The organism is Telluria sp. LT1R51-2, assembly GCF_059685775.1.
Map to the genome: position 1 here is coordinate 4,072,129 of NZ_JCASIM010000001.1, position 21,575 is coordinate 4,093,703.

Sequence of the window (21,575 nt, forward strand, 5' to 3'; positions counted from 1 at the left end):
GGCTATAATCCCGGCCCATGGGGGAACGATATCTAAAAAGCGTCCGACTGCTGGCCGAGTGCATGCAGAGCTTCGAGCGCGTCTCGGGCGACGCCGTGCGCCAGAATGGCTTGACGCATGCGCAGTTCGATATCATCGCCACGCTCGGCAACACGAGCGGCATGAGCTACAAGGAGCTGGGCGAGCGCACCCTGATCACCAAGGGCACGCTCACCGGCGTCATCGAGCGCCTGGAGCACAAGGGCCTGGTACTGCGCGAGCGCAGCTGCGACGACAAGCGCTCGTTCTTCGTGCGCCTCACGCCGGCCGGCGAACAGGTATTCTGCGATGTATTCCCGCTCGTGATCGCACGCGGCAAGGAATTGTTCCACGCTTATAGCGACACCGACTTCGCCACGCTCGAAACCGCCCTGACGCTGCTGCGCACCCGGATCACCAGCCACGGCAACGGTCCCCTGCCATCACCACCCCACCTGAAGGAAACGCCTTGAAAACCGCCCTCATCGACGACAAGAAGCCAGCCCATTTCGACAAGCACATCATCGGCAACATCCTGCTCGACGTCGCTCCCCTGGACGAAGTCCAGCAAGAACCGATGCTGATCGGCGTGCGCAACGAAGCCGGCGAAATCTACCGCCTCATCGGCGCCACCAAGCTCAACAGCTACATGAACGCGGTCGAGGAACTGTTCGACCTGGGCCTGGCCGACGAGCTGGAAAACACCGAAGAGCCAAAAGAAGGCTGCGACGCCATCTTCAGCGAAGCGTAATCCGGTCGCAGGGACACCACAGGCCATTGCCGGTGGTTCTCTAGAGCAATATATTTGGTCGCGTTCCGATGGGTTGGGGGTATAATTTTTTGATGGATCAACTCTCCTCCCTCGACAGCATCGCTGCTGAAGCCAGCCGGGGCGAACTCACGTTCCCCACCAGCGTTCACGCATCGCTCAAGTTGCAGCGGGCGTTGAGTGAACCCGATTGCCACATCGACGCCGCCGCCCGCCTCGTGCAGGCCGAGCCGCTACTGGCCGCGCGCACCGTGGCGATCGCCAACTCGGTCGCCTATAACCGGTCCGGCAACGACGTCACGAGCGTGCCCGCCGCCGTGCAGCGGGTGGGTTTTCGCACGCTGGGCGCGCTGGCCGCATCCGTCATTGTGCGCCAGCTGGCCAGCGAAATCCGCGACCCCGGCCTGCGCAAGAAGGCCGACCAGCTGTGGACCCACTCGGCCCACGTGGCCGCACTGGCCCAGGTGATCGCGCGCCGCGTCTCGTTCGTCGACGCTGAAACCGCCCTGTTCGCCGGCATCGTGCACGAAGTCGGCGGCTTTTACCTGCTGTCGCGCGCGGAAGCGATGCCGGGGCTGCTGGACGATAATCTCGATGCCTGGCTCGACCATGGCGAAGCGGCCATCGGCCGCGGCGTGCTGCACCAGCTGGCCGTGCCGGCGCCCGTGATGAGCGCCATCGAAGCGTTGTGGGACGGCATGCGCGCGCTGCCGCCCGAAACCCTCGGCGACACGCTGCTGCTGGCCAATGACCTGTCGCCCTTCCCGTCGCCGCTGTTCGCGCCCGTGGGCGCCACGACCTATGCGGGCGCGGCCACCATCGACTTCGTGTTCGGCCACGGCACGCTCAAGGGTGTACTGGCAGAGTCGGGCGACGAGGTCAAGAGCCTGACCTCGGCGCTGCTGTAGGCAAAAAAATGCCCGCTCGGTGAGGAGCGGGCCAAAGTCCAAAACTAGGGATGTCCTGAAAGAGACAGCCCGATCTTATGTCTGGTGGGGTGCGCACTCGGTGCGCTGACTCACACTGGACGCATTTCAATCGTCTTATTCAATTCTTCTTTTTCCGCACGACATTGCCACGGCACGCGTGCCGGGCCCATCGCCGCTTTCTGCTAAGGTCATTCTCATATCCGGCGCACGCAACCGTGCGCCCCGACCTTCTGGAGAATCCCATGAAAATCAGCTTGCAAGACCAGGTGGTGCTCGTTACCGGTGGCGATTCCGGCATTGGCCGCGGCATCAGCCTCGCGTTCGCCGAGGCCGGCGCCCAGGTCGTCGTCAACTACAACAGCAGCCGCGACAAGGCCGAAGAAGTCGTCGCCCAGATTACTGGCGCCGGGGGCCGCGCCGTTGCGGTCCAGGCCAATGTCGGGCACGAAGACGACGTCACGCGCCTGTTCGACGAAACCGTCAAGGCGTTCGGCGGCATCGATATCCTGGTATCCAACTCGGGCATCCAGAAAGACGCGCCAATCGCCGAGATGACGCTCAAGGACTGGCAAGCCGTCATCGACGTCAACCTCACCGGCCAGTTCCTGTGCACGCGCGCCGCCATCCGGCGCTTTCGCGAGCAGGGTAACCGTGGCCGCATGCGCGCCAACGGCGCCATCCTGTGCATGAGCTCCGTGCACGAGATCATTCCCTGGGCCGGCCACGTCAACTACGCCGCGTCCAAAGGCGGGATCGGCATGCTGATGCGCTCCCTGGCGCAGGAAGTGGCGCCGGACCGCATCCGCGTCAACGCCATCGCCCCGGGCGCGATCCGAACGCCGATCAATGCCGAGGCCACTGAAGGCGCGGCGGCCGACAAGCTGCTCAAACTGATCCCGTACGGCCGCATCGGCGACGTGGAAGACGTGGCGGCGCTGGCGCTGTTCATGGCGTCCGACCTGGCCGACTACATGACCGGCACCACGGTGTACGTCGACGGCGGCATGACGCTGTATCCGGGCTTTGAAGACAATGGTTGAACGCTCAAGCAACCAGGCGCCCAATCCACCGGCCACGCCACCACCGCGGCCCATCGCCAACCACGGCGCCATCGGCAACCTGGCCACGATGGCGCTCGTCGCCACCGACGGCACGATCGACTTTTTGTGCTGGCCCGACTTCGACAGCCCCAGCATCTTCGCCGCCCTGCTCGACCCGGACAAGGGCGGCCACTTCACGCTCGCCCCGCAGATGGCCGATGCGCGCGTCGTGCAGACCTACCTGCCCGACACCAACGTCCTGCTTACGCAGTGGCTCAGTGACGAGGCCAGCGTCCAGATCACCGATCTGATGGCCGGCCCCGAGGAAATCGGTCACGGCGCGGCATGCGTGCTGCGGCGCGTGGAAGTCACGAAGGGCGAAGTACGGATGCGGCTCGATTGCCAGCCCCGCTTCGACTACGCGCGCCTGCAGCCCGAGGTCAGCATCACGCAGGACCAGGTGGTGTTTTCCGCCGCCGGCGCGCCGTCGCTGCGCCTGTGCGCGCCGGTCGACTTCACCGCCATCGAAGGCGGCGCCGGCGCCACCTTCGTGATGAAGGCCGGCGAGTCGATCGACATCGTCATGGACGAAGAAGGCGACCCACCGCTCGACCAGGCGGCGCGCGACAGGCTGGTCGTCGACGTCGTCGCGCACTGGCGCAACTGGGCCAGACGCTCGACCTACAAGGGTCGCTGGCGCGAGGACGTCACCCGCTCGGCGCTGGTGCTCAAGCTGATGACATCGCGCCGCCACGGCTCGATGGTCGCTGCGGCCACCTTCGGCCTGCCCGAGGTGCTGGGCGGCTCGCGCAACTGGGATTACCGCTCGACCTGGATCCGCGACGCCTCGTTCGCCGTGTACGCGCTGATGCGCCTTGGTTACACCGAGGAAGCCAAGGCGTTCACGCGCTGGTCGGCCGAGCGGCCCGGCCATGGGCCGGACGATGGCCAGCTGCGCATCATGTACGCGCTCGACGGCGGCGAGGTGCAGGCCGAAGTCGATCTGGATCACCTGGCCGGTTATGCCGGCTCGCAGCCGGTCCGGATCGGCAACGATGCGGCGACCCAGTTGCAGCTCGACATCTTCGGCGCCCTGCTCGACGCGGTTTATCTGAGCAATAAATACGGCGAGGCGATCTCGCACGCCGGCTGGCTCGGCGTGTGCCAGGTGGTGAGCTTCGTGTGCGAGAACTGGCGCCGGCCCGATGCCGGTATCTGGGAAGGCCGTGAAGCGCCGCGCGAGCACCTGCACTCGCAACTCATGTGCTGGGTGGCGGTCGACCGGGCAATCCGCCTGGCCAGCAAGCGCTCGCTGACCGCCCCGTTCGACCAGTGGATCGCGGCGCGCAACGACATCTCCAACTATATCTGGGCCACGTTCTGGAACAAGGAACTGGGCCACTTCGTGCGCAGCAAGGGTTCCACCGACCTCGATGGCGCGATGCTGATGATGCCGCTGGTGCGCTTCATCGGCTCGACCGACCCGCAGTGGCTGGTCACGCTCGACGCCATTGGCGAGCAGCTGGGCGACGACGCGCTGGTGCTGCGCTACGACCGCGACGATGGCCTCGAGGGCGAGGAAGGCGCGTTCGCGGCCTGCTCGTTCTGGTACGTGGAATGCCTGGCGCGCGCCGGCCGTCTGGAACAGGCGCACAACAATATGGAAAAGTTGCTCGCCTACGGCAACCACGTGGGGCTGTACGCCGAGGAGTTCACCGGCAAGGCCGAGCTGCTTGGTAACTTCCCGCAGGCGTTCACGCACCTGGCCCTGATCAGCGCTGCCACGTATCTCGACAGCGCGCTCGATGGCAGGAACAACCATCCGTGGCAGTTGTGATGGCCTAGGCCATCTCGATCACGATCTTTCCGAACGGCCCTGCCGCCAGGTGCGCCAGCGCCTCCGGCAGCGTCGCAAGCGGGTAGCGCCGGTCGATCACGGGCGCGATGCCGGTGCGGTCCACCGCGCGCACCAGCGCCTCGAGAGCGCGCCGGTGGCCGACGCTGATCCCCTGCAGCGTCACCTGCTTGCGCAGCATCAGGCCGGACGAGCCCGAGAACGTGAAGCCGTCGAACACACCAATCAGCGAAATGCGCCCCTGCACTGCCACCGCTTGAAGGGCGCGATCCAGGTGTGCGCCGCCGACCATCTCGAGCACATGATCGGCGCCCCGCTCGCCGGTGATGCGGTACACCACCTCGACCCAATCCTCCCGCGCATAATTGATCAGGTGCGCCGCGCCCAGCGCCCTGGCTCGTTCGAGCTTGGCGTCGCTGGACGAGGTCACGATCGCCGTCGCGCCATGCGCCACCGCCAGCTGCAGTGCAAACAGCGAGACACCGCCCGTGCCCTGGATCAGCACGGTCTGGCCGGCGTGCAGCCGCCCGTGCTCGACCAGCGCGCTCCAGGCAGTCAGGCCCGCCACCGGCAGCGTGCTGGCCTGTGCATCGTCCAGGCGTTCTGGCGCCGCCACGAACCAGTCTTCCGGCAGTGCCACGTATTCGGCCAGCACGCCGGGCGCGGCGCCGCCAAGGGTGTAGGCGGGCGGATGGCGCGCAGTCCCCGCAGGCAAGCCATCAAACCAGCCCGCCTCGAAGGTCGAGATCACGCGCTGGCCTGGCTGCAGACGTCGGGCGCCCTCGCCCACCGCGGCGACGACGCCGCACAGGTCCGAGCCGGGGGTTAGCGGAAACACGGGCGGAATGCCCATGCCAGCATCAATCGCCAGCAGGTCGCGGTAGTTCAGTGCCACCGCACCAACGCGGACCAGGACTTCGCCCGGACCCGGCTCAGGCACCGGCGCGCTCGCCAATGTCAGGTTGTCGCGGCCGGGCGCAGTCAGGCGCCAGCGGCACATTGTGGTTGGAAGCATGAGATAGCCTTTCGAACAGATGAGATGGCTGCCATGGTAATTGCGGATATACCGGATAATTAGTCCCAAAAACATCACATGATTTATGCCGAAAGTTCCTGAATGACTGCGATTGTCGATACCTCCGCTGGCCTGGCCGCATTTGTCCGCACGATCGAGACCGGGTCGTTCAGCGACGCTGCGCGCCTGCTGGGCGCGAGTCCCTCGGCAGTATCGAAAAGCGTGGCGCGGCTGGAAGCGCGGCTCGGGGTGCGGCTGATCCAGCGCTCGACACGCACGCTGGCGCTGACGGCCGAAGGCGCGCTGTATTTCGAGCGGGTGGCGCCACTGATCCAGGCGTTGGCCGATGCCGAACAGGCGCTGCGCACGCCGGACGATGTGAGCGGGCTGCTTCGCGTGGCGGCGCCGAGTGACCTGGGCCGCACCGTGTTCGCCGGCTGGGCCGAACGGTTCGCGCTTGCGCATCCCCGGCTCAAGCTCGAACTGGGGATCGCCGACCGCCAGGTCGACCTGATCCGCGAAGGGTATGACGTGGCGATCCGCGTCGGCGCTCTGCTGGACAACCGCCTGACGGCGCGCCGCTTGACGACGCTGCAGCCGGTGCTCGTTGCCGCGCCCGCTTACCTGGCGCGGCGCGGGCAGCCGGCCACGCAGGCCGACCTGGCCGATCACGCCTGCCTGCGCTACCTGACGCCGGCCGGCCCCTTCCCATGGACCTGGGCCGACGGCAGCAGCCTGGTGCCGGACGGCCCGTTCGACACCAACGATGGGATTGTATTGCGCCAGGCTGCGCTGGCAGGCGCCGGTATCGCCCAGCTGGCCAGGATCGCCATGGCGGACGATCTGGCCGCCGGCCGCCTCGACATCGTGCTGCCGCACTTGCCGATGCCAGGGCTGGAGGTCCACGCGTTGCATGCCTACGGGCGGCAGGCGCCGCAGCGGGTGCGCTTGTTCATCGCCTTCCTGCAGCAGCAATTTGCAGCCGACCACGCTTAGCGACGGCGCAAAAAAAACCCGCGCCGTTGCCGGGGCGGGTGAAGTCCAAAACTAGGGATGTCCTGAAAGAGACAGTTCCACTATAAATACGGGCACATCGCGGCTCCGTGCGTTGACACACACAAAGCCGCAAAAGTGCAATCGGTCAGACGACGGCGCCGTCGGTGTCGTCTTTCTCTTTGACCGGCTTGATCAGGTCTTCCCGCTTGACGCCCAGCCACATTGCCACGGCCGCGGCCACGAATACCGACGAGTAGATACCGAAGCAGATGCCGATGGCCAGCGCGATCGCGAAGTAGTGCAGCGCGTAGCCGCCGAAGAACAGCATCGACATGACCATCATCAGCGTCGAGCCGTGTGTGATGATCGTGCGCGAGATCGTGCTGGTGATCGCGTGATCGATCACTTCCGGCACGCTCATGCGGCGCTGCTTGCGGAACATTTCGCGGATCCGGTCGAAGATGACGACCGACTCGTTGACCGAGTAGCCCAGCACCGCCAGCGTTGCCGCCAGCACCGTCAGCGAGAATTCCCACTGGAAGAACGCGAAGAAGCCCAGGATGATGACCACGTCGTGCAGGTTGGCGACCACGGCGGCGACAGCGAATTTCCATTCGAAGCGGATCGCCAGGTAGACCACGATGCCCAGGATGACCATCAGCAGCGCGTTCAGGCCGTTCTGGGCCAGCTCGTCACCGACCGACGGACCGACGAACTGCACTTGCTGCAGGCTGATCAGCTCTTGCCCGCCTGGTGCGACGCAGCTGGTGCGGTTGAGCACTTCACCCTTGTCGGTCGTCGTTTGCGTCTGCTTGGTGGTGCCCTGATCGTCGCGGCAAATCGCGTTGAACACGGCCGTCGAGCTGCTCGCCGCCGGCGCGCCTGCGACGATCGGCAGGCGCAGCATGATGTCCTGCGCGGTGCCGAAGCTGGCCACCTCAGGGTGCGAATAGCCCATGCCGCGCAGCGTGTTGCGGATCTTTTCCTGGTCCGCCGCCTTTGGATAGAGCAGCTCCATCACCGTGCCGCCCGTGAACTCCACCGAGAAGTTCAGGGGCTTGGTGATCAGGAAGAACACCGCCGCCACGAATGTGATCACCGAGATCGCATTGAGAACCAGCGCGTGGCGCATGAACGGGATGTCCCGTTTGATCTTGAAAAATTCCATTGTCGTATCCCGGTGCTTACTTCTTGTTAGGCGTCATGCCAGGCTGCCAGACCGTGCCGATCGAAATCTTCGTCAGCTTCTTCTGGCGGCCGTACCACAGGTTGGCGAAACCGCGCGCCACGACCACGGCCGAGAACATCGAAGTCAGGATGCCCAGGCAGTGGACAACGGCGAAGCCGCGTACCGGACCGGAACCGAAGATCAGCAGCGCCAGACCGACGATCAGCGTTGTGACGTTGGAGTCGACGATGGTGTCCCAGGCGTGCTTGGAACCGGCCGAAATCGCCGCCTGCGGCGTCGCGCCGGCACGCAGCTCTTCGCGGATACGTTCATTCACCAAGACGTTCGAGTCAATTGCCACGCCCAGTGCCAGCGCGATTGCCGCGATACCCGGCAGCGTCAGGGTGATCTGCAGAATCGACAGCAGGGCCAGCAGGAACAGCACGTTGGCCGCCAGCGCCAGCGCCGAGAACACGCCGAACAGGTGGTAGTAGATGATCATGAAGATCGCGATCGCCACGAAGCCCCAGATGGTCGAGTGCAGGCCGCGCTCGATGTTCTCGGCGCCCAGCTGCGGGCCGATCACGCGTTCTTCGACGAATTCCATCGGCGCCGACAGCGCGCCCGAGCGCAGCAGCAGTGCCAGCTCGTTGGCGTCCTGCGAGGTGCCCATATTGGTGATCTGGAAGCTCGAACCCAGTTCGCTCTGGATAGTCGGTGCCGACAGCACGTTGTAGACGCCCTTTTCTTTCAGCAGGATCGCCATGCGCTTGCCGACGTTTTCACGCGTGGCCAGGCGGATGCGGCGGCCGCCGTCGCCGTTCAGGTCGAGCGAAACGGCAGGCTGCTGGTTCTGGTCGAAGCTGGCGGTGGCGCTCGAGATCGATTCACCGGTCAGGATGATGTCGCGCGAAACGACGATCGGTGCGCCGCGGCCTTCGGTGAACAGTTCGGAGTTCAGCGGAATCGCTGCCGACAGCTCGGTGCCCGGGGTCACGGTGGTGTCGACCATGCGCAGTTCGAGCGTGGCGGTGCGGCCGATGATGTCTTTCGCGCGCGCGACGTCCTGCACGCCTGGCAGCTGGACCACGATGCGGTCGGCGCCCTGCTGCTGGATGATCGGCTCGGTGGTGCCCAGTTCATTGATGCGCTTGGACAGCGTCATGATGTTCTGCTTGATGCCGTCTTCGACCGAGCGCTTGATGGCTTCGGGCTTGAGGCTCACGATCAGCTTCATGTCGGCGCCATCGGCGGCATCGGCAAAGGCCAGCTCGCTCGACTGCGCGGCCAGCACAGTGCGCGCGCTGCTGCGGGTCGCGGCATCGCGGAAGCGCACTTCGATGGTGTCGCGCACGCGCTCGATGCCGCTGTGGCGCACGTTCTTGTCACGCAGGTTGCTGCGCACGCTCGACTGCAGGGCCTTGACCTTGTTGTCGAGGACCGCCTTGGTGTCGACCTGCAGCAGGAAGTGCACGCCGCCGCGCAAGTCCAGACCCAGGCTCATTGGCGCTGCGCCAATGGCCGTCATCCAGGCCGGGGTGTTCTTCACCAGGTTGACGGTGACGATGTAATCGGGATTGGCAGGATCGCGGTTCAGCTCGCGCTCGAGGGCCAGCTTGGCCTTGAACTGCTCTTCGGTACCGGCGAAGCGCGCGCGCACCGAGGTGGTGTGGCCCGTGCCTTCGAGGGTGATACCGGTGGATGGAATACCGGCGCGCTTGAGCGCATCCGCGACCACGGTGGTGGAGGCACTCGTGATATTCAGGGTAGAACGGCCTGATGTGACCTGCAACGCCGGCGTTTCGCCGAAGTAGTTCGGTGCCGTGTACAAAGCGCCCAGCAACAGCGCAATGACGATCAGTAAGTATTTCCAGACGGGATAGCGATTCATAGTGTTCCGGCGTTCAGGTTAGGCAGTGCGGGTTACCCCGCACAGCGCACAGCTAAGGCTTACAGGGCTTTGAGCGTGCCTTTTGGCAGCAGCGTGGTCACCGAATTCTTTTGCACGGTGATTTCGGTGCCGACGGCAACTTCCAGCGTCACATAGGCTTCGGCCACTTTCGAAACACGGCCGACGATACCGCCGGCGGTCACGACTTCGTCGCCCTTGGCCAGTGCGTCCATCATGGCTTTCGCCTCTTTCTGGCGTTTTTGCTGAGGACGGATCATCAGGAAATACATGACCACGAACATCAGGATCAGCGGCAGGAAGGTCGTCAGGCTACCCATGATGCCGGCGTCGGCGACAGGGGCAGTTTGCGCGTACGCGTTGGAAATGAACACAAGAACTCCGATGGTGAAGTTAAAAAAATAAGCGGTGTATTCTAGCATCGGCCAGAAGCCGCAAACCATATCCGGCAGTATGTCGTCTTGCTTTCAGGTATTGCAAGACAAACCGGTCGATGTTACATGCAGCCCCGACCGTCAATACCGCGAGATCGGGGCCGCAGGGTAAGCAAGTGCTTACACGCCGCGTGCGCGATCGGCCGCGAACTTGACGCGGAACGCCTGGAAGCCGTCGGCGTCGATCGCGTCGCGCATTTCCTGCATCAGATTCAGGTAGTAATGCAGGTTGTGGATCGTGTTCAGGCGCGCGCCCAGGATTTCGTTCGAGCGGTGCAGGTGGTGCAGATACGCGCGCGAGAAATTCTGGCAGCAGTAGCAGGTGCAGCTCTCGTCGAGCGGCGCCATCTCTTCTTTATAGCGCGCATTCTTGATCTTGACGTCGCCAAAGCGCGTAAACAGCCAGCCGTTGCGGGCGTTACGGGTCGGCATCACGCAGTCGAACATGTCGACGCCGTTGGCCACGCCATCGACCAGGTCTTCCGGCGTGCCCACGCCCATCAGGTAGTGCGGCTTGTTCTCGGGCAGGCGCGGGCCGACGTGGGCCAGGATGCGCTTCATGTCTTCCTTCGGCTCGCCGACTGACAGGCCGCCAATGGCCAGGCCCGGGAAGTTGATGTCTTCCAGACCCGCGAGCGACTCGTCGCGCAGATGCTCGTACATGCCGCCCTGGACGATGCCGAACAGCGCGTTCGGGTTGCCGCCGCTATTGAATTCATTCATCGAGCGCTGGGCCCAGCGCAGTGACATGCGCATCGATTTCGCCGCTTCGTCGGCAGTGGCTGGGCGGCCGTCGATTTCGTACGGCGTGCATTCGTCGAACTGCATCACGATGTCCGAATTGAGCGCGCGCTGGATCTGCATCGAGATTTCCGGCGACAGGAACAGTTTCGAGCCGTCGATCGGCGAGGCGAACTTGACGCCCTCTTCCGTGATCTTGCGCATCGCGCCCAGCGAAAACACCTGGAAGCCGCCCGAGTCGGTCAGGATCGGGCCATCCCAGCCCATGAACTTGTGCAGGCCGCCGAACTTGTTCATCACGTCCACGCCCGGGCGCAGCCACAGGTGGAAGGTATTGCCCAGGATGATCTGCGAGCCGACGTCTTTCAGTTCGATCGGGTCCATTGCCTTGACCGAGCCGTAGGTACCGACCGGCATGAAGATCGGGGTTTCGATGGTGCCGTGGTTGAGCTTCAGGCGGCCGCGGCGGGCGTGCGACAGGCCGCTGGTGTCTTTTTTGAGCAGGGTAAATTCGAGCATTGTGGTGTCTGGCCTATTTTTCTGGCTTATCGTGAGGTGGTGCTCAGGAGCATGGCGTCGCCATAGCTGAAGAAGCGGTATTCGTTAGCAATTGCGTGCGCATAGGCAGCGCGGATCGGCGCGTAGCCGGCAAAGGCCGACACCAGCATCAGGAGCGTCGACTTGGGCAGGTGGAAGTTGGTCACCAGGCGCGTGACCGTTTTAAAGGTGTAGCCGGGCGTGATAAACAGGGCCGTGTCGGCGCTGCCAGCGACCAGCTCGCCGCTTTGCGACGCCGACTCCAGCGCGCGCAAACTCGTCGTGCCGACGGCAATCACATCGCGGCCTGCGGCCCGGGTGGCGCGCACCGCGTCCACGGTCTCTTGCGCGATCGTGTACCACTCGGTGTGCATTTTGTGCTCGCTGAGGTCTTCGACCCGCACCGGCTGGAAGGTGCCGGCGCCCACGTGCAGCGTGACGTAAGCGAAGTTCACGCCTTTCGCGGCCAGGCGGTCCAGCAGCGGCTGGTCGAAGTGCAGGCCGGCCGTGGGCGCGGCCACGGCGCCCGGCTCTTTCGAGTACACCGTCTGATAACGCTGTTCGTCGAATTCGTCGGCGGTGTGCTCGATGTACGGCGGCAGCGGCAGGCGGCCGTGCGCTTCGATCAGGTCGAACACGTCGCCTTCAAAGTGCAGCGTGAAGAATTCGCCGGCGCGCTCGCCTGCCGTCACATCGAAGGCGTCGGCCAGGCGGATGCGGTTGCCCGGCTTGGGCGACTTCGACGCGCGGACCTGGGCCAGCACCGTGCGGTTGTCGAGCACGCGCTCGACCAGCACCTCGACCTGGCCGCCGGATTCCTTGACGCCAAAAAAGCGCGCCTTGAGCACGCGGGTGTTGTTCATCACGAGCAGGTCGCCCGCCTGCAGTTGGTCGACGATGTCGGCGAACTGGCGGTCGATGATCTGGTCGCCATCGAGGTGCAGCAGGCGCGACGCGCTGCGGTCCGGCAGCGGCAATTGCGCAATGCGCTCGGGGGGCAGGTCGAAGTCGAAATCGGATAGCGAATACATGATGTTCAATTGGTTGGGCAAATCTCGGCAAATCAATGCTGCCAGCTTTACAATAGAGGCTTGAAGCGCATACGGCGAACCTTCTATTTTACGTCAGCAAGCGCCACTTTGCCGCAATATGCCCGCCCCTAAAACCACAACGCCCCCAAAAACGCTCGAAAGCAAGCTCGCCCGCCTCGGCCTGCGCACCGACATGGACCTGGTGCTGCACCTGCCGCTGCGCTACGAGGACGAGACCCAGATCATCACGATCCGGGATGCCTGCATGCGCGGCGGCCAGACCTGGCAGGTCGAAGGCATCGTGACCAAGAACGAGATCTCGTTCAAGCCGCGCCGCCAGTTGCTCGTCACGATCGCCGATGCATCGGGCGACCTGCTGCTGCGCTTCATGAATTTCTATGGCAGCCAGGTCAAGCAGATGGCCGAAGGCGTGCGCATCCGCGCGCGGGGCGAACTCAAACACGGTTTCTTTGGCGCCGAGATGGTCCACCCGGGCTACAAGGTGGTCAACGAAGGCGCGCCCCTGCCCGCCTCATTGACGCCGGTGTACCCGGCCGGCGAAGGCTTGTCGCAAACGGTGCTGCGGCGCGCGATCGCCGACGCAATGAAGCGCATCGACTGGGCCGACACCGTGCCGCCCGCGATCCGCAAGCGCATGGATTTGATGGACTTCGAGCCGGCCGTAAAGCTCCTGCACTACCCGCCGGCGGACGTCGACGAGCACGCGCTGATCGAGCGCTCGCATCCGGCCTGGGACCGCATGAAGTTCGACGAACTGCTGGCGCAGCAGTTGTCGCTGAAACGCGCGCAGCGTGCGCGCCGCGAAAAAGGCGCGCCCCCCTTGCGCGCGGTGGGCCAGTTGTCCGAAGGCTTTCTGGCCGGGCTGCCGTTCGCGCTGACCGGCGCGCAGCAGCGCGTGGTCGAAGAGATCCGCGCCGATCTGCGCGCCGGCTACCCGATGCAGCGCCTGCTGCAGGGCGACGTGGGCAGCGGCAAGACGGTGGTCTCGGCGCTGGCCGCTGCGCAGGCGATCGACAGCGGCTATCAGGCGGCCCTGATGGCGCCGACCGAGATCCTGGCCGAACAGCACTTCCGCAAGATCGCCGCCTGGATGGAGCCCCTTGGCGTGAAGGTCGCCTGGCTCACCGGCAGCCTGAAGAAAAAGGACAAGGCGGCATCGAACGCGTTGATCGAATCGGGCGCGGCAAACCTGGTGATCGGCACGCACGCGCTGATCCAGGACTCGGTGCAGTTCGCGAAACTGGGCCTGGTGATCGTCGACGAGCAGCACCGCTTCGGCGTCGGCCAGCGCCTCACGCTGCGCAACAAGGGCAGCGACGGCCTGGTGCCGCACCAACTGATGATGTCAGCCACGCCGATCCCGCGCACGCTGGCAATGACGTACTACGCCGACCTCGAAGTATCGGTCATCGACGAACTGCCGCCGGGACGCAGCCCGATCGTCACGCGCGCCATCGACCAGAACCGCCGCGACGAAGTCGTCGAACGCGTGTACGCCGCGGCGCTCGAAGGCCGCCAGGTGTACTGGGTCTGCCCGCTGATCGAGGAATCCGAAGCGCTGCAATTGCAGACGGCAACCGAGACCTACGAAACGCTGGCCGAGTCGCTGCCCGATCTGCAGGTAGGCCTGGTGCATGGCCGCATGAAGCCGGCCGAGAAGCAGGAAGTGATGGACGCGTTCACGGCGGGCCAGGTGCATGTGCTGGTGGCGACGACCGTCATCGAGGTGGGCGTGGACGTGCCTAATGCGTCGCTGATGGTGATCGAGCATGCGGAGCGGTTCGGCCTGTCGCAGCTGCACCAGTTGCGCGGACGCGTGGGCCGCGGCTCGGCGGCATCGGTGTGCCTGCTGCTGTACCAGTCGCCGCTGGGCCAGGTGGCCAAGCAGCGCCTGTTGACGATGCGCGAGACGACGGACGGCTTCGAGATCGCGCGGCGTGACCTGGAGATCCGCGGGCCCGGTGAGTTTCTGGGCGCGCGCCAGTCGGGACAGGCGATGCTGCGCTTTGCCGACCTGGAGATCGACCAGTGGATGGTCGACCGGGCGCGCGACGTGGCGCAGTGGCTGCTTGAGGGCGAGACGCCGGAGAAGATGGCGGTCGTCGATGCGCATCTGGCGCGCTGGCTGGGTGGGCGTGAGGAGTTCTTGAAGGTTTAGACGGCGCGCAGGGCGGTAGGCGGCGATGCTGGCGCCATGCTGACGGTGCAATGGCCACCTTCCGTCTGGTGCAATCGCAACTGGCTGCAAGATTCGATCATCGTCCGCAGCTTGGCATGACCATGTGCTGCCGGAGAAAACCCGGGGCTGGCTTGCTTCAGTTGATTTCCCAGTTCGCTCAGCTTGACCAATCCATTGGGCGACGCCTTTGTGACTTTGCGGACCGTCTTGACCAGTAGATTCCGCCAGTCGACGATGGTTTTCACGGCGCCCGACGCAGCCGGTGGCGCTTCGATGGCCGGTGCGATCAGTGCCGCCTCATGAAATGCGTCACAGGCACATCGCAAGGCCGCAGGCGTTTTCGCTTCGCCACATACATGCACGCCAGCGCCGCGCTCCTGCAGCTTGCGGCACAAGCCGACAAAATCCGAGTCACTCGTGACAATCACGAACTGGTTGACGCGCCCGTCGAGCAGCATCTCCAGTGCGTCCAGCGCCAGCGCGATATCGGCCGTATTCTTCCCACCCACATACTGGAATTGCAGGCACGGCGCAAAGCCGTGGCGGATCAGCGCTTCCTGCCACTTGTTGGTCAGCGAAGCCGCATTGCCATAACCGCGCCGCAGCATCACACGCCCAAGGCTCGATGCATGCTGCATCGCCTGATCGAGCACGGCGCTCTGCGCATTTTCGCAATCGATCAGTACCGCGACATTCCGTTCTGCAGACATGAGAATTCCCGTTAGGCAACAGCTTGACTCTAGCAGGATATTGACGACGGGCGGGTGGGATTTCCCGTCTGAGCGCTTACCGTGTTGTACAAACGCACTGTGACAATCCGTTAGAAATTTGCTCCCTGTTTGCGGCTATCTTGGCTGAGTTGCAACGCCCTGCCCGGGGCAGTTGCGCCTCTCATTCACCATTCAATACGGAACCTGGCATGCCTATCGTCGGACTCGGACTGCACTTTCTGATCGCGCTGTTCTTCGCGGTCCATGCGCTGCGCAACGGGCGCCAGATGTACTGGCTGCTGATCCTGTTTTCGTTCCCGGTCCTTGGCAGCCTGGCCTACTTCGTGGCCGAGTACCTGCCCGCGTCGCGCCTTCAGCGCCAGGGCCGCATCGCCACCCGCGCGCTGCAGAGAACCATCGATCCGGGGCGTGACGTGCGCGAAGCGCGGCGCGCGTTCGACCTGACCCCGACGGCGCACAACCAGATGCGCCTGGCCGCCGCGCTGCTGGGTGCGGGCCAGTCCGACGAAGCGGTCCAGCATTACGACGCCTGCCTGCGCGGGCCGTTCGCGGGCGATCCGGAGGTGATCATGGGCGCTGCGCGCGCCAATGCGGCGCATGGCCAGCCGGCGGCAGCAATCGCGCTGCTCGCGTCGCTGCAAACCCGGCAGCCAGGCTTTCGCGCCGATGAAGTCGCGCTGGCGCTGGGCCGCGCGTATGCCGCGAACAATCAGCAGCTTGAAGCCGGCGGGCAGTTCGAGTCAGTGGTAGAACGCTTCGGCAGTATCGATGCGCGCGTCGAACTGGCGCTGTGGGCCATTGCCAACGGCAAGGACGATGTGGCGCAGCGCGAGCTGCAAGAAATCGCGCATGCGCGCAAGCACATGGAAAAGCACACGCGGGACCTGCATCGCGACTTGTTCAGGCGGCTGGATGGGGCGATCGCGTCGACGCCACCAGCCACCTGACCGGGAACATACCTTTATTGGGTACGATCATGCCCATGTTGGGTTCCGCCATGCCATCCATCGACCAATGCATGAACACGGACATCGGCCACCTCTGGCCGGGCGCGTAACCACTGCGCGACGGCCTCTCGATCGTCTTCGCTCGGTGAGCCGCGTTCCAACGTCGTGATGACGCCAGAGGTTGCGGTCAGAGGGAAGCGTCCGCCGAAACCGCCACCAATCATCCCGCGCTCCTCGATAAAACCGAACAAGTCATCAATGAGGGCGCTGTGCGCGTCGTCATCGATCGGCTCACTGAACGTCAGCTCGACATCGAAGACATATTCTGTAAATTCGCCAACACGCAGCTTCTTGCGTTGACGTTGATTGAGGCGCCGTACACGGGCGGTCGAGCGGGCATCGCGTTTCATGGTGTCCTTGTTGTTATCGGCGTTATCCGAACCGCCGGTGACGGTTCGATCGTGTCGTCAGCATGTGAACGTGAGCCGGTTCCCGAACGGATCCTTGATGCTCAATTCACGTGAGCCCCATGGCGTATCCTCGATCTCCGGCCTTGCGTAGCCATAGTGTCTGGCCGTCAGCTCGGCATGCAGCGCATCGATATCGTCAACGGCGATCCGCAGCGCCGCACCAGGACAGCAATCGCCATGATGTTCGCTCAGGTGCAGCACGCACCCGTCACGCACGATCTGCAGGTACAGCGGCAGGTCGGGCGCGAACCGGTGTTCCCAGTCGACCTTGAAGCCGAGGTAGTCGGCATAGAACTGCCTGGCTTTGGCTTCGTCGAAGATGCGCAGGATCGGCGTGACGGCGCCAAGCATCATGCTGGCGGGCGTACCCGGTCCGCCTCGTAACGCAAGCCGATCTGGCGCCGGATTTCGTCCATCACGCCCATCAGCGCCAGCGTTTCGCGCTGCGTCATGACCGGGCTTTCCAGCAAACCGGCTTGCCAGCAGCGCTGCGCCTCGATGGCTTCGTGCACGTAGCCGTTGCCCAGATACGGCGTGTCGATCGTGCGCGAAGTGCCGTCGTCGAGCGTGACCGTGACCGATGTCGCGCAGTGGAAGCGCGTGTTCATGCGCACGTGGCCACGCTCGCCCGCCACCGTCAGTTCGGCTGGCGTGCGCGCCAGCAGCGAGCAGCTGCAGACCGACATGCCGCCGCCTTCGTGCTTGAGCGTGAAGCCCGTTTGCACGTCGACGCCGGTCGGGCCCATCTCGGCCTGGGCGCGGATTTCCGACACTGGCCCGAGCAGGCCCGCAGCGATCGACAAGGGATAGATGCCCAGGTCGAGCAGCGCGCCGCCGCCCAGCTCGGGATTGAACACGCGGTGCTCGGGGCCGAACGTGGCGGCGAACCCGAAGTCGGCCACCACCTGGCGCGGCGTGCCGATTTCGCCGGAGGCCAGGATGCGCTGGACTTCCTGGTAGGCCGGCAGGTAGCGCGTCCACATCGCCTCCATCAGGAACAGGCGCTTCGTGCGCGCCAGCGTGACGACCTGCTCGGCTTCGCGCAGGTTCATCGTAAACGGCTTTTCGCACAGGACGCCCTTGCCGGCGCGCAGGGCCATCAACGCATTCTCGACGTGTTGCGGGTGCGGCGTGCCGATGTAGACCAGGTCGATGTCCGGGTTCGCGGCCAGGGCCGCGTACGAGCCGTAACTGGCCAGCGCGCCGAATTCGCGGCCGAACGCATCGGCCGTTTCCTGGCTGCGTGACGCCACGCCGGCCAGCACCGCACCTGGCACATCCTTGAGTGCAGTGGCAAAGGCATGGGCAATCTTGCCCGTGCCGAGGATTCCCCAACGTACCGCTTCAGCCATGCACATTCTCCTTGGTTAGTCCGTCCGGCGTGGACGGAACACGGTGGTATCACGATAAAAGTCAGCGTCCTGCCCCGGCCACCAGCCTGGTACGCCCAGCACCTGCAGCGGTGTGAAGCCGGCTGTAGCCCCGTTACTCGCCAGGCCTTCGCCGGCCAGTGCAGCAGCCACCTCGCGGTCGATCCAGGCACGGCGCGCAGCCGGCGCCAGCGCGAAGTAAGCGTCATCCACGAACACGACGCGCGTGTGCGCGGTGATCGCCTTGCGTGGCGTGACCAGCTTTTCCATCAGCGCGTGGCCGAACAGCCAGACCTCGGCGTCGCGGCCGAACATCGCGCGCCCGTCGTACAGCGCTTCAAGCCAGCGGTGCGCGCGCAGGTCGTCGATCAATGCACGCCCAGCGGCATCGTCGCGCACCACCAGCAGCGCCGCGTTCTCGTCGAAGATCGTGGCGGCGTCGCGCGCCGGCCCACGTGACTTGCCCACGCCGGCCTGCGCAATCTGCGCCGCCTGCAGCGTGTTCAGGGCGCGTTTGATGAGTGGGAACGTCAGCCACACCAGCGCGTTGAAAAAGTCGTGCAGATTGTCGCGCGTGGGCACCTGCCCTGTCGCGCCGATGAAAGCCTCGTACGCCATGCCGTCGGGCAGGCTCGCTTGCGGCACGAAGCGCAATGGCTGGCCGGCGCCGTTGCGCAGGCCCTGCGCGCAGGCGGCCGCATTGAAGGCGTCGATGAAGCCATCTAGCGGCGGCGCGGCGCGCTCGAAGGCCGGGCGCACCGTGTCGTACCACGGCTGCGCCCAGTCGATCGGCGGCAGCATCGGTGTTACAGCATCTTCCAGTTGATGGTCTCGCCCGCGTTGAGCGGCACCAGCTGGTGCTCGGCCATCGGTACCGAGTCGGGCAGCGTCCAGGCTTCGCGCTTGAGCGTGATCGTGCCCTCATTGCGCGGCAGGTTGTAGAACGCCGGGCCGTTGAAGCTGGCGAACGCCTCCAGCTGGTCGAGCGCGCCGGCCTGGGCGAAGGCTTCGGTATACATCTCCATCGCGTGCAGCGCCGTGTAGCAGCCCGCGCAGCCGCAGGCGGCATACTTGGTGTGCACCGCGTGCGGGGCCGAGTCGGTACCCAGGAAGAAGCGCTCGTCGCCGCTGGTGGCGGCGGTGACCAGCGCCAGGCGGTGTTCTTCGCGCTTGAGCACCGGCAGGCAGTAGAAGTCGGGGCGGATACCGCCCTTGAACAGCTCATTGCGGTTGTACAGCAGGTGGTGCGCGGTGATGGTGGCAGCGATCGGGCCTTCGGCTTCGGCCACGTACTGGGCCGCATCCTTGGTGGTGATGTGCTCGAACACGACCGGCAGGGCCGGCATGTCGCGGCGCAGCGGGCGCATGACGCGCTCGATGAACACGGCTTCGCGGTCGAACAGGTCGATGTCGCTATTGGTGACTTCGCCGTGCACCAGCAGCGGCATGCCGATTTCCTGCATCACTTCGAGCGTCTTGTAGCACTTGGTCAGGTCGGTCACGCCAGCGTCGGAATTGGTCGTGGCGCCGGCCGGGTACAGTTTGACGGCGTGGATGAAGCCGGTGTCCTGCGCGCGGCGGATCTCGTCCGGGTTGGTGTTGTCGGTCAGGTACAGCGTCATCAGGGGCTCGAACTGCACGCCCTCGGGCAGCGCGGCCAGGATGCGGGCGCGGTAGTCCAGCGCCATTGCCGTGGTGGTGACGGGCGGGCGCAGGTTCGGCATCACGATCGCACGCGCGAACTGGCGCGCGCTGTGCGGCAGCACGCTGGCCATGGCCGCGCCGTCGCGCAGGTGCAGGTGCCAGTCGTCGGGACGGGTGATGGTGATGGTGTCGGGGATTTCGATGGTGGACATGGCGGCTCTCGGAAAACGGATGGCGTATTTTACCTGTGCCGGGGCGCCGTGGATCACCGCGCAACGTGGCGCGATCACCCACATGCGCCACACGCGACTGCATGCTTGACAGCACTAACAGCCCCTAGGATACTGCGGAACTTGCCATAATCTTCAGAATCAACTGGTCTTTCGGTCCTCGACAGCCAGCCACTGCCCGAACAATTCACCAGCGACAGCGCCGTTGCCGCGGGTGTCGCACAGGTCCCAAAGACAGGAAGCTTTATGAACAATCGAAACCGCCTGACCACCTATATTCTGATCGCGCTGGTGATCGGTATTCTGGTCGGCTATCTGGTCAACACCAACACGGACACCGCTGGCGCGCAAAGCTTCGCCGACACGATGTCGTTGATCACGACGCTGTTCCTTCGCCTGATCAAGATGATCATCGCGCCGCTGGTGTTTGCTACCCTGGTGGTCGGCATTGCCAAGATGGGCGACGCCAAGGAAGTCGGCCGCATCGGCGTCAAGGCGCTGGGCTGGTTCTTCATCGCCTCGCTCATCTCGCTGTCGCTGGGCCTGATCCTGGTGAACCTGTTCCGTCCCGGTGACGCGCTGTTCGCTGCCGGCATGATGCCGCCAGTGGGCACCGATGCGGGCATTACCACCACCGGCCTGACGATGAAGGACTTCATCACCCACCTGGTGCCAACCTCGATCGTCGACGGCATGGCCCGCAACGAGATCCTGCAGATCGTCGTGTTCTCGGTATTCTTCGGCACCGCTGCCGCCGCTGTCGGCGCGCGCGCCACGCCGATGATCGACGCCATCGACGGCGTTGCCCACGTCATGCTCAAGCTGACCGGCTACGTGATGAACTTCGCACCGATCGCGGTGCTCGCCGCCGTCTCGGGCATCATCGCCAAGAGCGGCCTGGGCGTGCTGTCGACGTATGGCGTCTTCATGGCCCAGTTCTACTTCGGCATTGCCCTCCTGTGGGTGGTGTTGATCGGCATCGGCATGATCTTCGTCGGCCCGCGCATCCTGCGCCTGATCGCCGAACTGCGCGGCCCGACCCTGCTGGCCTTCTCGACCGCATCGTCCGAAGCGGCGTTCCCGAAAACCCTGGAAGGCCTGGAGCGCTTCGGCGTCAAGAACCGCCTGGCCTCGTTCGTGCTGCCGATCGGTTACTCGTTCAACCTCGATGGCTCGATGATGTACTGCACCTTCGCCGCCGTCTTCATCGCCCAGGCGTATGGCATCGAGCTGTCGATGAGCACCCAGATCACGATGATGCTGGTGCTGATGCTGACCTCGAAGGGCATGGCCGGTGTGCCGCGTGCGTCGCTGGTCGTGATCGCCGCCACGCTGAACCAGTTCGACATCCCGGAAGCCGGCCTGCTGCTGCTGCTGGCGATCGACCACTTCCTGGACATGGCCCGCTCGGCCACCAACGTCATCGGCAACGGCATCGCCACCGCCGTCGTTGCCAAGTGGGAGGGCGAGCTCGGGGAGCCGAACGCGGAACCCGCCATTGCACCGCTGCGCTAGGCGCGGCGGGCATTGCCTGACACCGG

General features: G+C 64.8%; 21 protein-coding genes. 9 read left to right on the forward strand and 12 right to left on the reverse strand.

Annotated features, from left to right (window positions below; all coding sequences use genetic code 11):
* The first annotated feature begins 62 nt into the window (after positions 1–62).
* From AC56LH_RS18005 to AC56LH_RS18025, 5 genes are all read left to right on the forward strand, one after another.
* Positions 63–491, forward strand: a complete 429-nt coding sequence (locus AC56LH_RS18005; RefSeq protein ID WP_229424815.1) for a MarR family winged helix-turn-helix transcriptional regulator — start codon at positions 63–65, stop codon at positions 489–491.
* On the forward strand, positions 488–769 hold the full coding sequence (locus AC56LH_RS18010; protein ID WP_183555992.1) for a hypothetical protein: 282 nt from the start codon (positions 488–490) through the stop codon (positions 767–769). The genes AC56LH_RS18005 and AC56LH_RS18010 overlap by 4 nt, the downstream gene beginning before the upstream one ends.
* A 92-nt stretch (positions 770–861) precedes the next feature.
* Complete coding sequence (locus AC56LH_RS18015; protein ID WP_499648286.1) at positions 862–1,695, forward strand: HDOD domain-containing protein; 834 nt, start codon at positions 862–864, stop codon at positions 1,693–1,695.
* Between the two features lie 263 nt (positions 1,696–1,958).
* Positions 1,959–2,756, forward strand: coding sequence for a 3-oxoacyl-ACP reductase FabG (fabG, locus tag AC56LH_RS18020; protein WP_183555990.1), 798 nt, complete (start codon positions 1,959–1,961; stop codon positions 2,754–2,756).
* Positions 2,749–4,593 carry a glycoside hydrolase family 15 protein gene (locus tag AC56LH_RS18025; protein WP_499648288.1) on the forward strand — a complete coding sequence of 615 codons (1,845 nt, stop codon included), beginning with the start codon at positions 2,749–2,751 and terminating at the stop codon, positions 4,591–4,593. Before fabG ends, AC56LH_RS18025 begins: the two co-directional genes overlap by 8 nt.
* Positions 4,594–4,597: 4 nt before the next feature.
* Here AC56LH_RS18025 and AC56LH_RS18030 read toward each other — a convergent pair whose 3' ends face one another.
* Complete coding sequence (locus AC56LH_RS18030; protein WP_499648290.1) at positions 4,598–5,626, reverse strand: zinc-dependent alcohol dehydrogenase family protein; 1,029 nt, start codon at positions 5,624–5,626, stop codon at positions 4,598–4,600.
* A gap of 102 nt (positions 5,627–5,728) precedes the next feature.
* On the opposite strand from AC56LH_RS18030, the gene AC56LH_RS18035 reads away from it, so the two are divergent.
* On the forward strand, positions 5,729–6,622 hold the full coding sequence (locus tag AC56LH_RS18035) for a LysR family transcriptional regulator (protein ID WP_499648292.1): 894 nt from the start codon (positions 5,729–5,731) through the stop codon (positions 6,620–6,622).
* A 145-nt stretch (positions 6,623–6,767) separates the two neighbouring features.
* Here AC56LH_RS18035 and secF read toward each other — a convergent pair whose 3' ends face one another.
* The 5 genes from secF to queA all read right to left on the reverse strand — a co-directional run bounded on the left by secF (position 6,768) and on the right by queA (position 12,442).
* Complete coding sequence (gene secF, locus AC56LH_RS18040) at positions 6,768–7,790, reverse strand: protein translocase subunit SecF (protein WP_183555986.1); 1,023 nt, start codon at positions 7,788–7,790, stop codon at positions 6,768–6,770.
* A gap of 16 nt (positions 7,791–7,806) precedes the next feature.
* Entirely contained in the window at positions 7,807–9,681 is a 1,875-nt protein-coding gene (secD, locus tag AC56LH_RS18045) for a protein translocase subunit SecD (protein ID WP_499648294.1), read from the reverse strand.
* Positions 9,682–9,740: 59 nt separating this feature from the next.
* Positions 9,741–10,073, reverse strand: a complete 333-nt coding sequence (yajC, locus tag AC56LH_RS18050; RefSeq protein ID WP_183555984.1) for a preprotein translocase subunit YajC — start codon at positions 10,071–10,073, stop codon at positions 9,741–9,743.
* Positions 10,074–10,253: 180 nt separating this feature from the next.
* Positions 10,254–11,393: a tRNA guanosine(34) transglycosylase Tgt gene (gene tgt, locus AC56LH_RS18055; RefSeq protein ID WP_499648296.1), complete on the reverse strand. Its 1,140-nt coding sequence runs from the start codon at positions 11,391–11,393 to the stop codon at positions 10,254–10,256.
* Positions 11,394–11,419: 26 nt separating this feature from the next.
* Positions 11,420–12,442, reverse strand: a complete 1,023-nt coding sequence (queA, locus tag AC56LH_RS18060) for a tRNA preQ1(34) S-adenosylmethionine ribosyltransferase-isomerase QueA (protein ID WP_183555982.1) — start codon at positions 12,440–12,442, stop codon at positions 11,420–11,422.
* Between the two features lie 118 nt (positions 12,443–12,560).
* Here queA and recG point away from each other — a divergent pair, with 118 nt between their 5' ends.
* Positions 12,561–14,621, forward strand: coding sequence for an ATP-dependent DNA helicase RecG (gene recG / locus AC56LH_RS18065; protein ID WP_258835956.1), 2,061 nt, complete (start codon positions 12,561–12,563; stop codon positions 14,619–14,621).
* On the opposite strand, the gene AC56LH_RS18070 is transcribed toward recG, so the two are convergent.
* On the reverse strand, positions 14,618–15,352 hold the full coding sequence (locus AC56LH_RS18070) for an NYN domain-containing protein (RefSeq protein WP_499648298.1): 735 nt from the start codon (positions 15,350–15,352) through the stop codon (positions 14,618–14,620). The two genes, recG and AC56LH_RS18070, sit on opposite strands and share 4 nt — an antisense overlap.
* 209 nt (positions 15,353–15,561) lie before the next feature.
* Here AC56LH_RS18070 and AC56LH_RS18075 point away from each other — a divergent pair, with 209 nt between their 5' ends.
* The gene (locus tag AC56LH_RS18075; RefSeq protein WP_499648300.1) at positions 15,562–16,320 is read left to right on the forward strand and encodes a hypothetical protein; all 759 of its coding nucleotides are present in this window, start codon (positions 15,562–15,564) and stop codon (positions 16,318–16,320) included.
* A 14-nt stretch (positions 16,321–16,334) separates the two neighbouring features.
* On the opposite strand, the gene AC56LH_RS18080 is transcribed toward AC56LH_RS18075, so the two are convergent.
* From AC56LH_RS18080 to pyrC, 5 genes are read right to left on the reverse strand one after another with little or no spacing between them, the layout of a single operon-like run.
* Positions 16,335–16,730 carry a 50S ribosome-binding protein YggL gene (locus tag AC56LH_RS18080; protein ID WP_499648302.1) on the reverse strand — a complete coding sequence of 132 codons (396 nt, stop codon included), beginning with the start codon at positions 16,728–16,730 and terminating at the stop codon, positions 16,335–16,337.
* A gap of 57 nt (positions 16,731–16,787) precedes the next feature.
* Positions 16,788–17,144 carry a glyoxalase superfamily protein gene (locus AC56LH_RS18085; protein ID WP_499648304.1) on the reverse strand — a complete coding sequence of 119 codons (357 nt, stop codon included), beginning with the start codon at positions 17,142–17,144 and terminating at the stop codon, positions 16,788–16,790.
* Positions 17,141–18,142 carry a Gfo/Idh/MocA family protein gene (locus tag AC56LH_RS18090; RefSeq protein WP_499648306.1) on the reverse strand — a complete coding sequence of 334 codons (1,002 nt, stop codon included), beginning with the start codon at positions 18,140–18,142 and terminating at the stop codon, positions 17,141–17,143. Before AC56LH_RS18090 ends, AC56LH_RS18085 begins: the two co-directional genes overlap by 4 nt.
* Positions 18,143–18,157: 15 nt before the next feature.
* Complete coding sequence (locus AC56LH_RS18095) at positions 18,158–18,961, reverse strand: DUF3025 domain-containing protein (RefSeq protein WP_499648308.1); 804 nt, start codon at positions 18,959–18,961, stop codon at positions 18,158–18,160.
* A 5-nt stretch (positions 18,962–18,966) separates the two neighbouring features.
* A complete protein-coding gene (pyrC, locus tag AC56LH_RS18100; RefSeq protein ID WP_499648310.1) occupies positions 18,967–20,016 on the reverse strand; it encodes a dihydroorotase in 1,050 nt (349 codons plus the stop codon).
* Between the two features lie 264 nt (positions 20,017–20,280).
* Here pyrC and AC56LH_RS18105 point away from each other — a divergent pair, with 264 nt between their 5' ends.
* Positions 20,281–21,549, forward strand: coding sequence for a dicarboxylate/amino acid:cation symporter (locus tag AC56LH_RS18105; RefSeq protein WP_499648312.1), 1,269 nt, complete (start codon positions 20,281–20,283; stop codon positions 21,547–21,549).
* The last annotated feature ends 26 nt before the right edge of the window (positions 21,550–21,575 follow it).

Excerpts from the sequence above, each read along its gene's own strand:
- AC56LH_RS18005 (WP_229424815.1), top strand. The coding sequence starts at position 63 with ATGCAGAGCTTCGAGCGCGTCTCGGGCGACGCCGTGCGCCAGAATGGC.
- AC56LH_RS18015 (WP_499648286.1), top strand. The coding sequence starts at position 862 with ATGGATCAACTCTCCTCCCTCGACAGCATCGCTGCTGAAGCCAGCCGG.
- fabG (WP_183555990.1), top strand. The coding sequence starts at position 1,959 with ATGAAAATCAGCTTGCAAGACCAGGTGGTGCTCGTTACCGGTGGCGAT.
- AC56LH_RS18025 (WP_499648288.1), top strand. The coding sequence starts at position 2,749 with ATGGTTGAACGCTCAAGCAACCAGGCGCCCAATCCACCGGCCACGCCA.
- AC56LH_RS18030 (WP_499648290.1), bottom strand. The coding sequence starts at position 5,626 with ATGCTTCCAACCACAATGTGCCGCTGGCGCCTGACTGCGCCCGGCCGC.
- AC56LH_RS18035 (WP_499648292.1), top strand. The coding sequence starts at position 5,729 with ATGACTGCGATTGTCGATACCTCCGCTGGCCTGGCCGCATTTGTCCGC.
- secF (WP_183555986.1), bottom strand. The coding sequence starts at position 7,790 with ATGGAATTTTTCAAGATCAAACGGGACATCCCGTTCATGCGCCACGCG.
- secD (WP_499648294.1), bottom strand. The coding sequence starts at position 9,681 with ATGAATCGCTATCCCGTCTGGAAATACTTACTGATCGTCATTGCGCTG.
- tgt (WP_499648296.1), bottom strand. The coding sequence starts at position 11,393 with ATGCTCGAATTTACCCTGCTCAAAAAAGACACCAGCGGCCTGTCGCAC.
- queA (WP_183555982.1), bottom strand. The coding sequence starts at position 12,442 with ATGTATTCGCTATCCGATTTCGACTTCGACCTGCCCCCCGAGCGCATT.
- recG (WP_258835956.1), top strand. The coding sequence starts at position 12,561 with ATGCCCGCCCCTAAAACCACAACGCCCCCAAAAACGCTCGAAAGCAAG.
- AC56LH_RS18070 (WP_499648298.1), bottom strand. The coding sequence starts at position 15,352 with ATGTCTGCAGAACGGAATGTCGCGGTACTGATCGATTGCGAAAATGCG.
- AC56LH_RS18075 (WP_499648300.1), top strand. The coding sequence starts at position 15,562 with ATGCCTATCGTCGGACTCGGACTGCACTTTCTGATCGCGCTGTTCTTC.
- AC56LH_RS18080 (WP_499648302.1), bottom strand. The coding sequence starts at position 16,730 with ATGAAACGCGATGCCCGCTCGACCGCCCGTGTACGGCGCCTCAATCAA.
- AC56LH_RS18085 (WP_499648304.1), bottom strand. The coding sequence starts at position 17,144 with ATGATGCTTGGCGCCGTCACGCCGATCCTGCGCATCTTCGACGAAGCC.
- AC56LH_RS18090 (WP_499648306.1), bottom strand. The coding sequence starts at position 18,142 with ATGGCTGAAGCGGTACGTTGGGGAATCCTCGGCACGGGCAAGATTGCC.
- AC56LH_RS18095 (WP_499648308.1), bottom strand. The coding sequence starts at position 18,961 with ATGCTGCCGCCGATCGACTGGGCGCAGCCGTGGTACGACACGGTGCGC.
- pyrC (WP_499648310.1), bottom strand. The coding sequence starts at position 20,016 with ATGTCCACCATCGAAATCCCCGACACCATCACCATCACCCGTCCCGAC.
- AC56LH_RS18105 (WP_499648312.1), top strand. The coding sequence starts at position 20,281 with ATGAACAATCGAAACCGCCTGACCACCTATATTCTGATCGCGCTGGTG.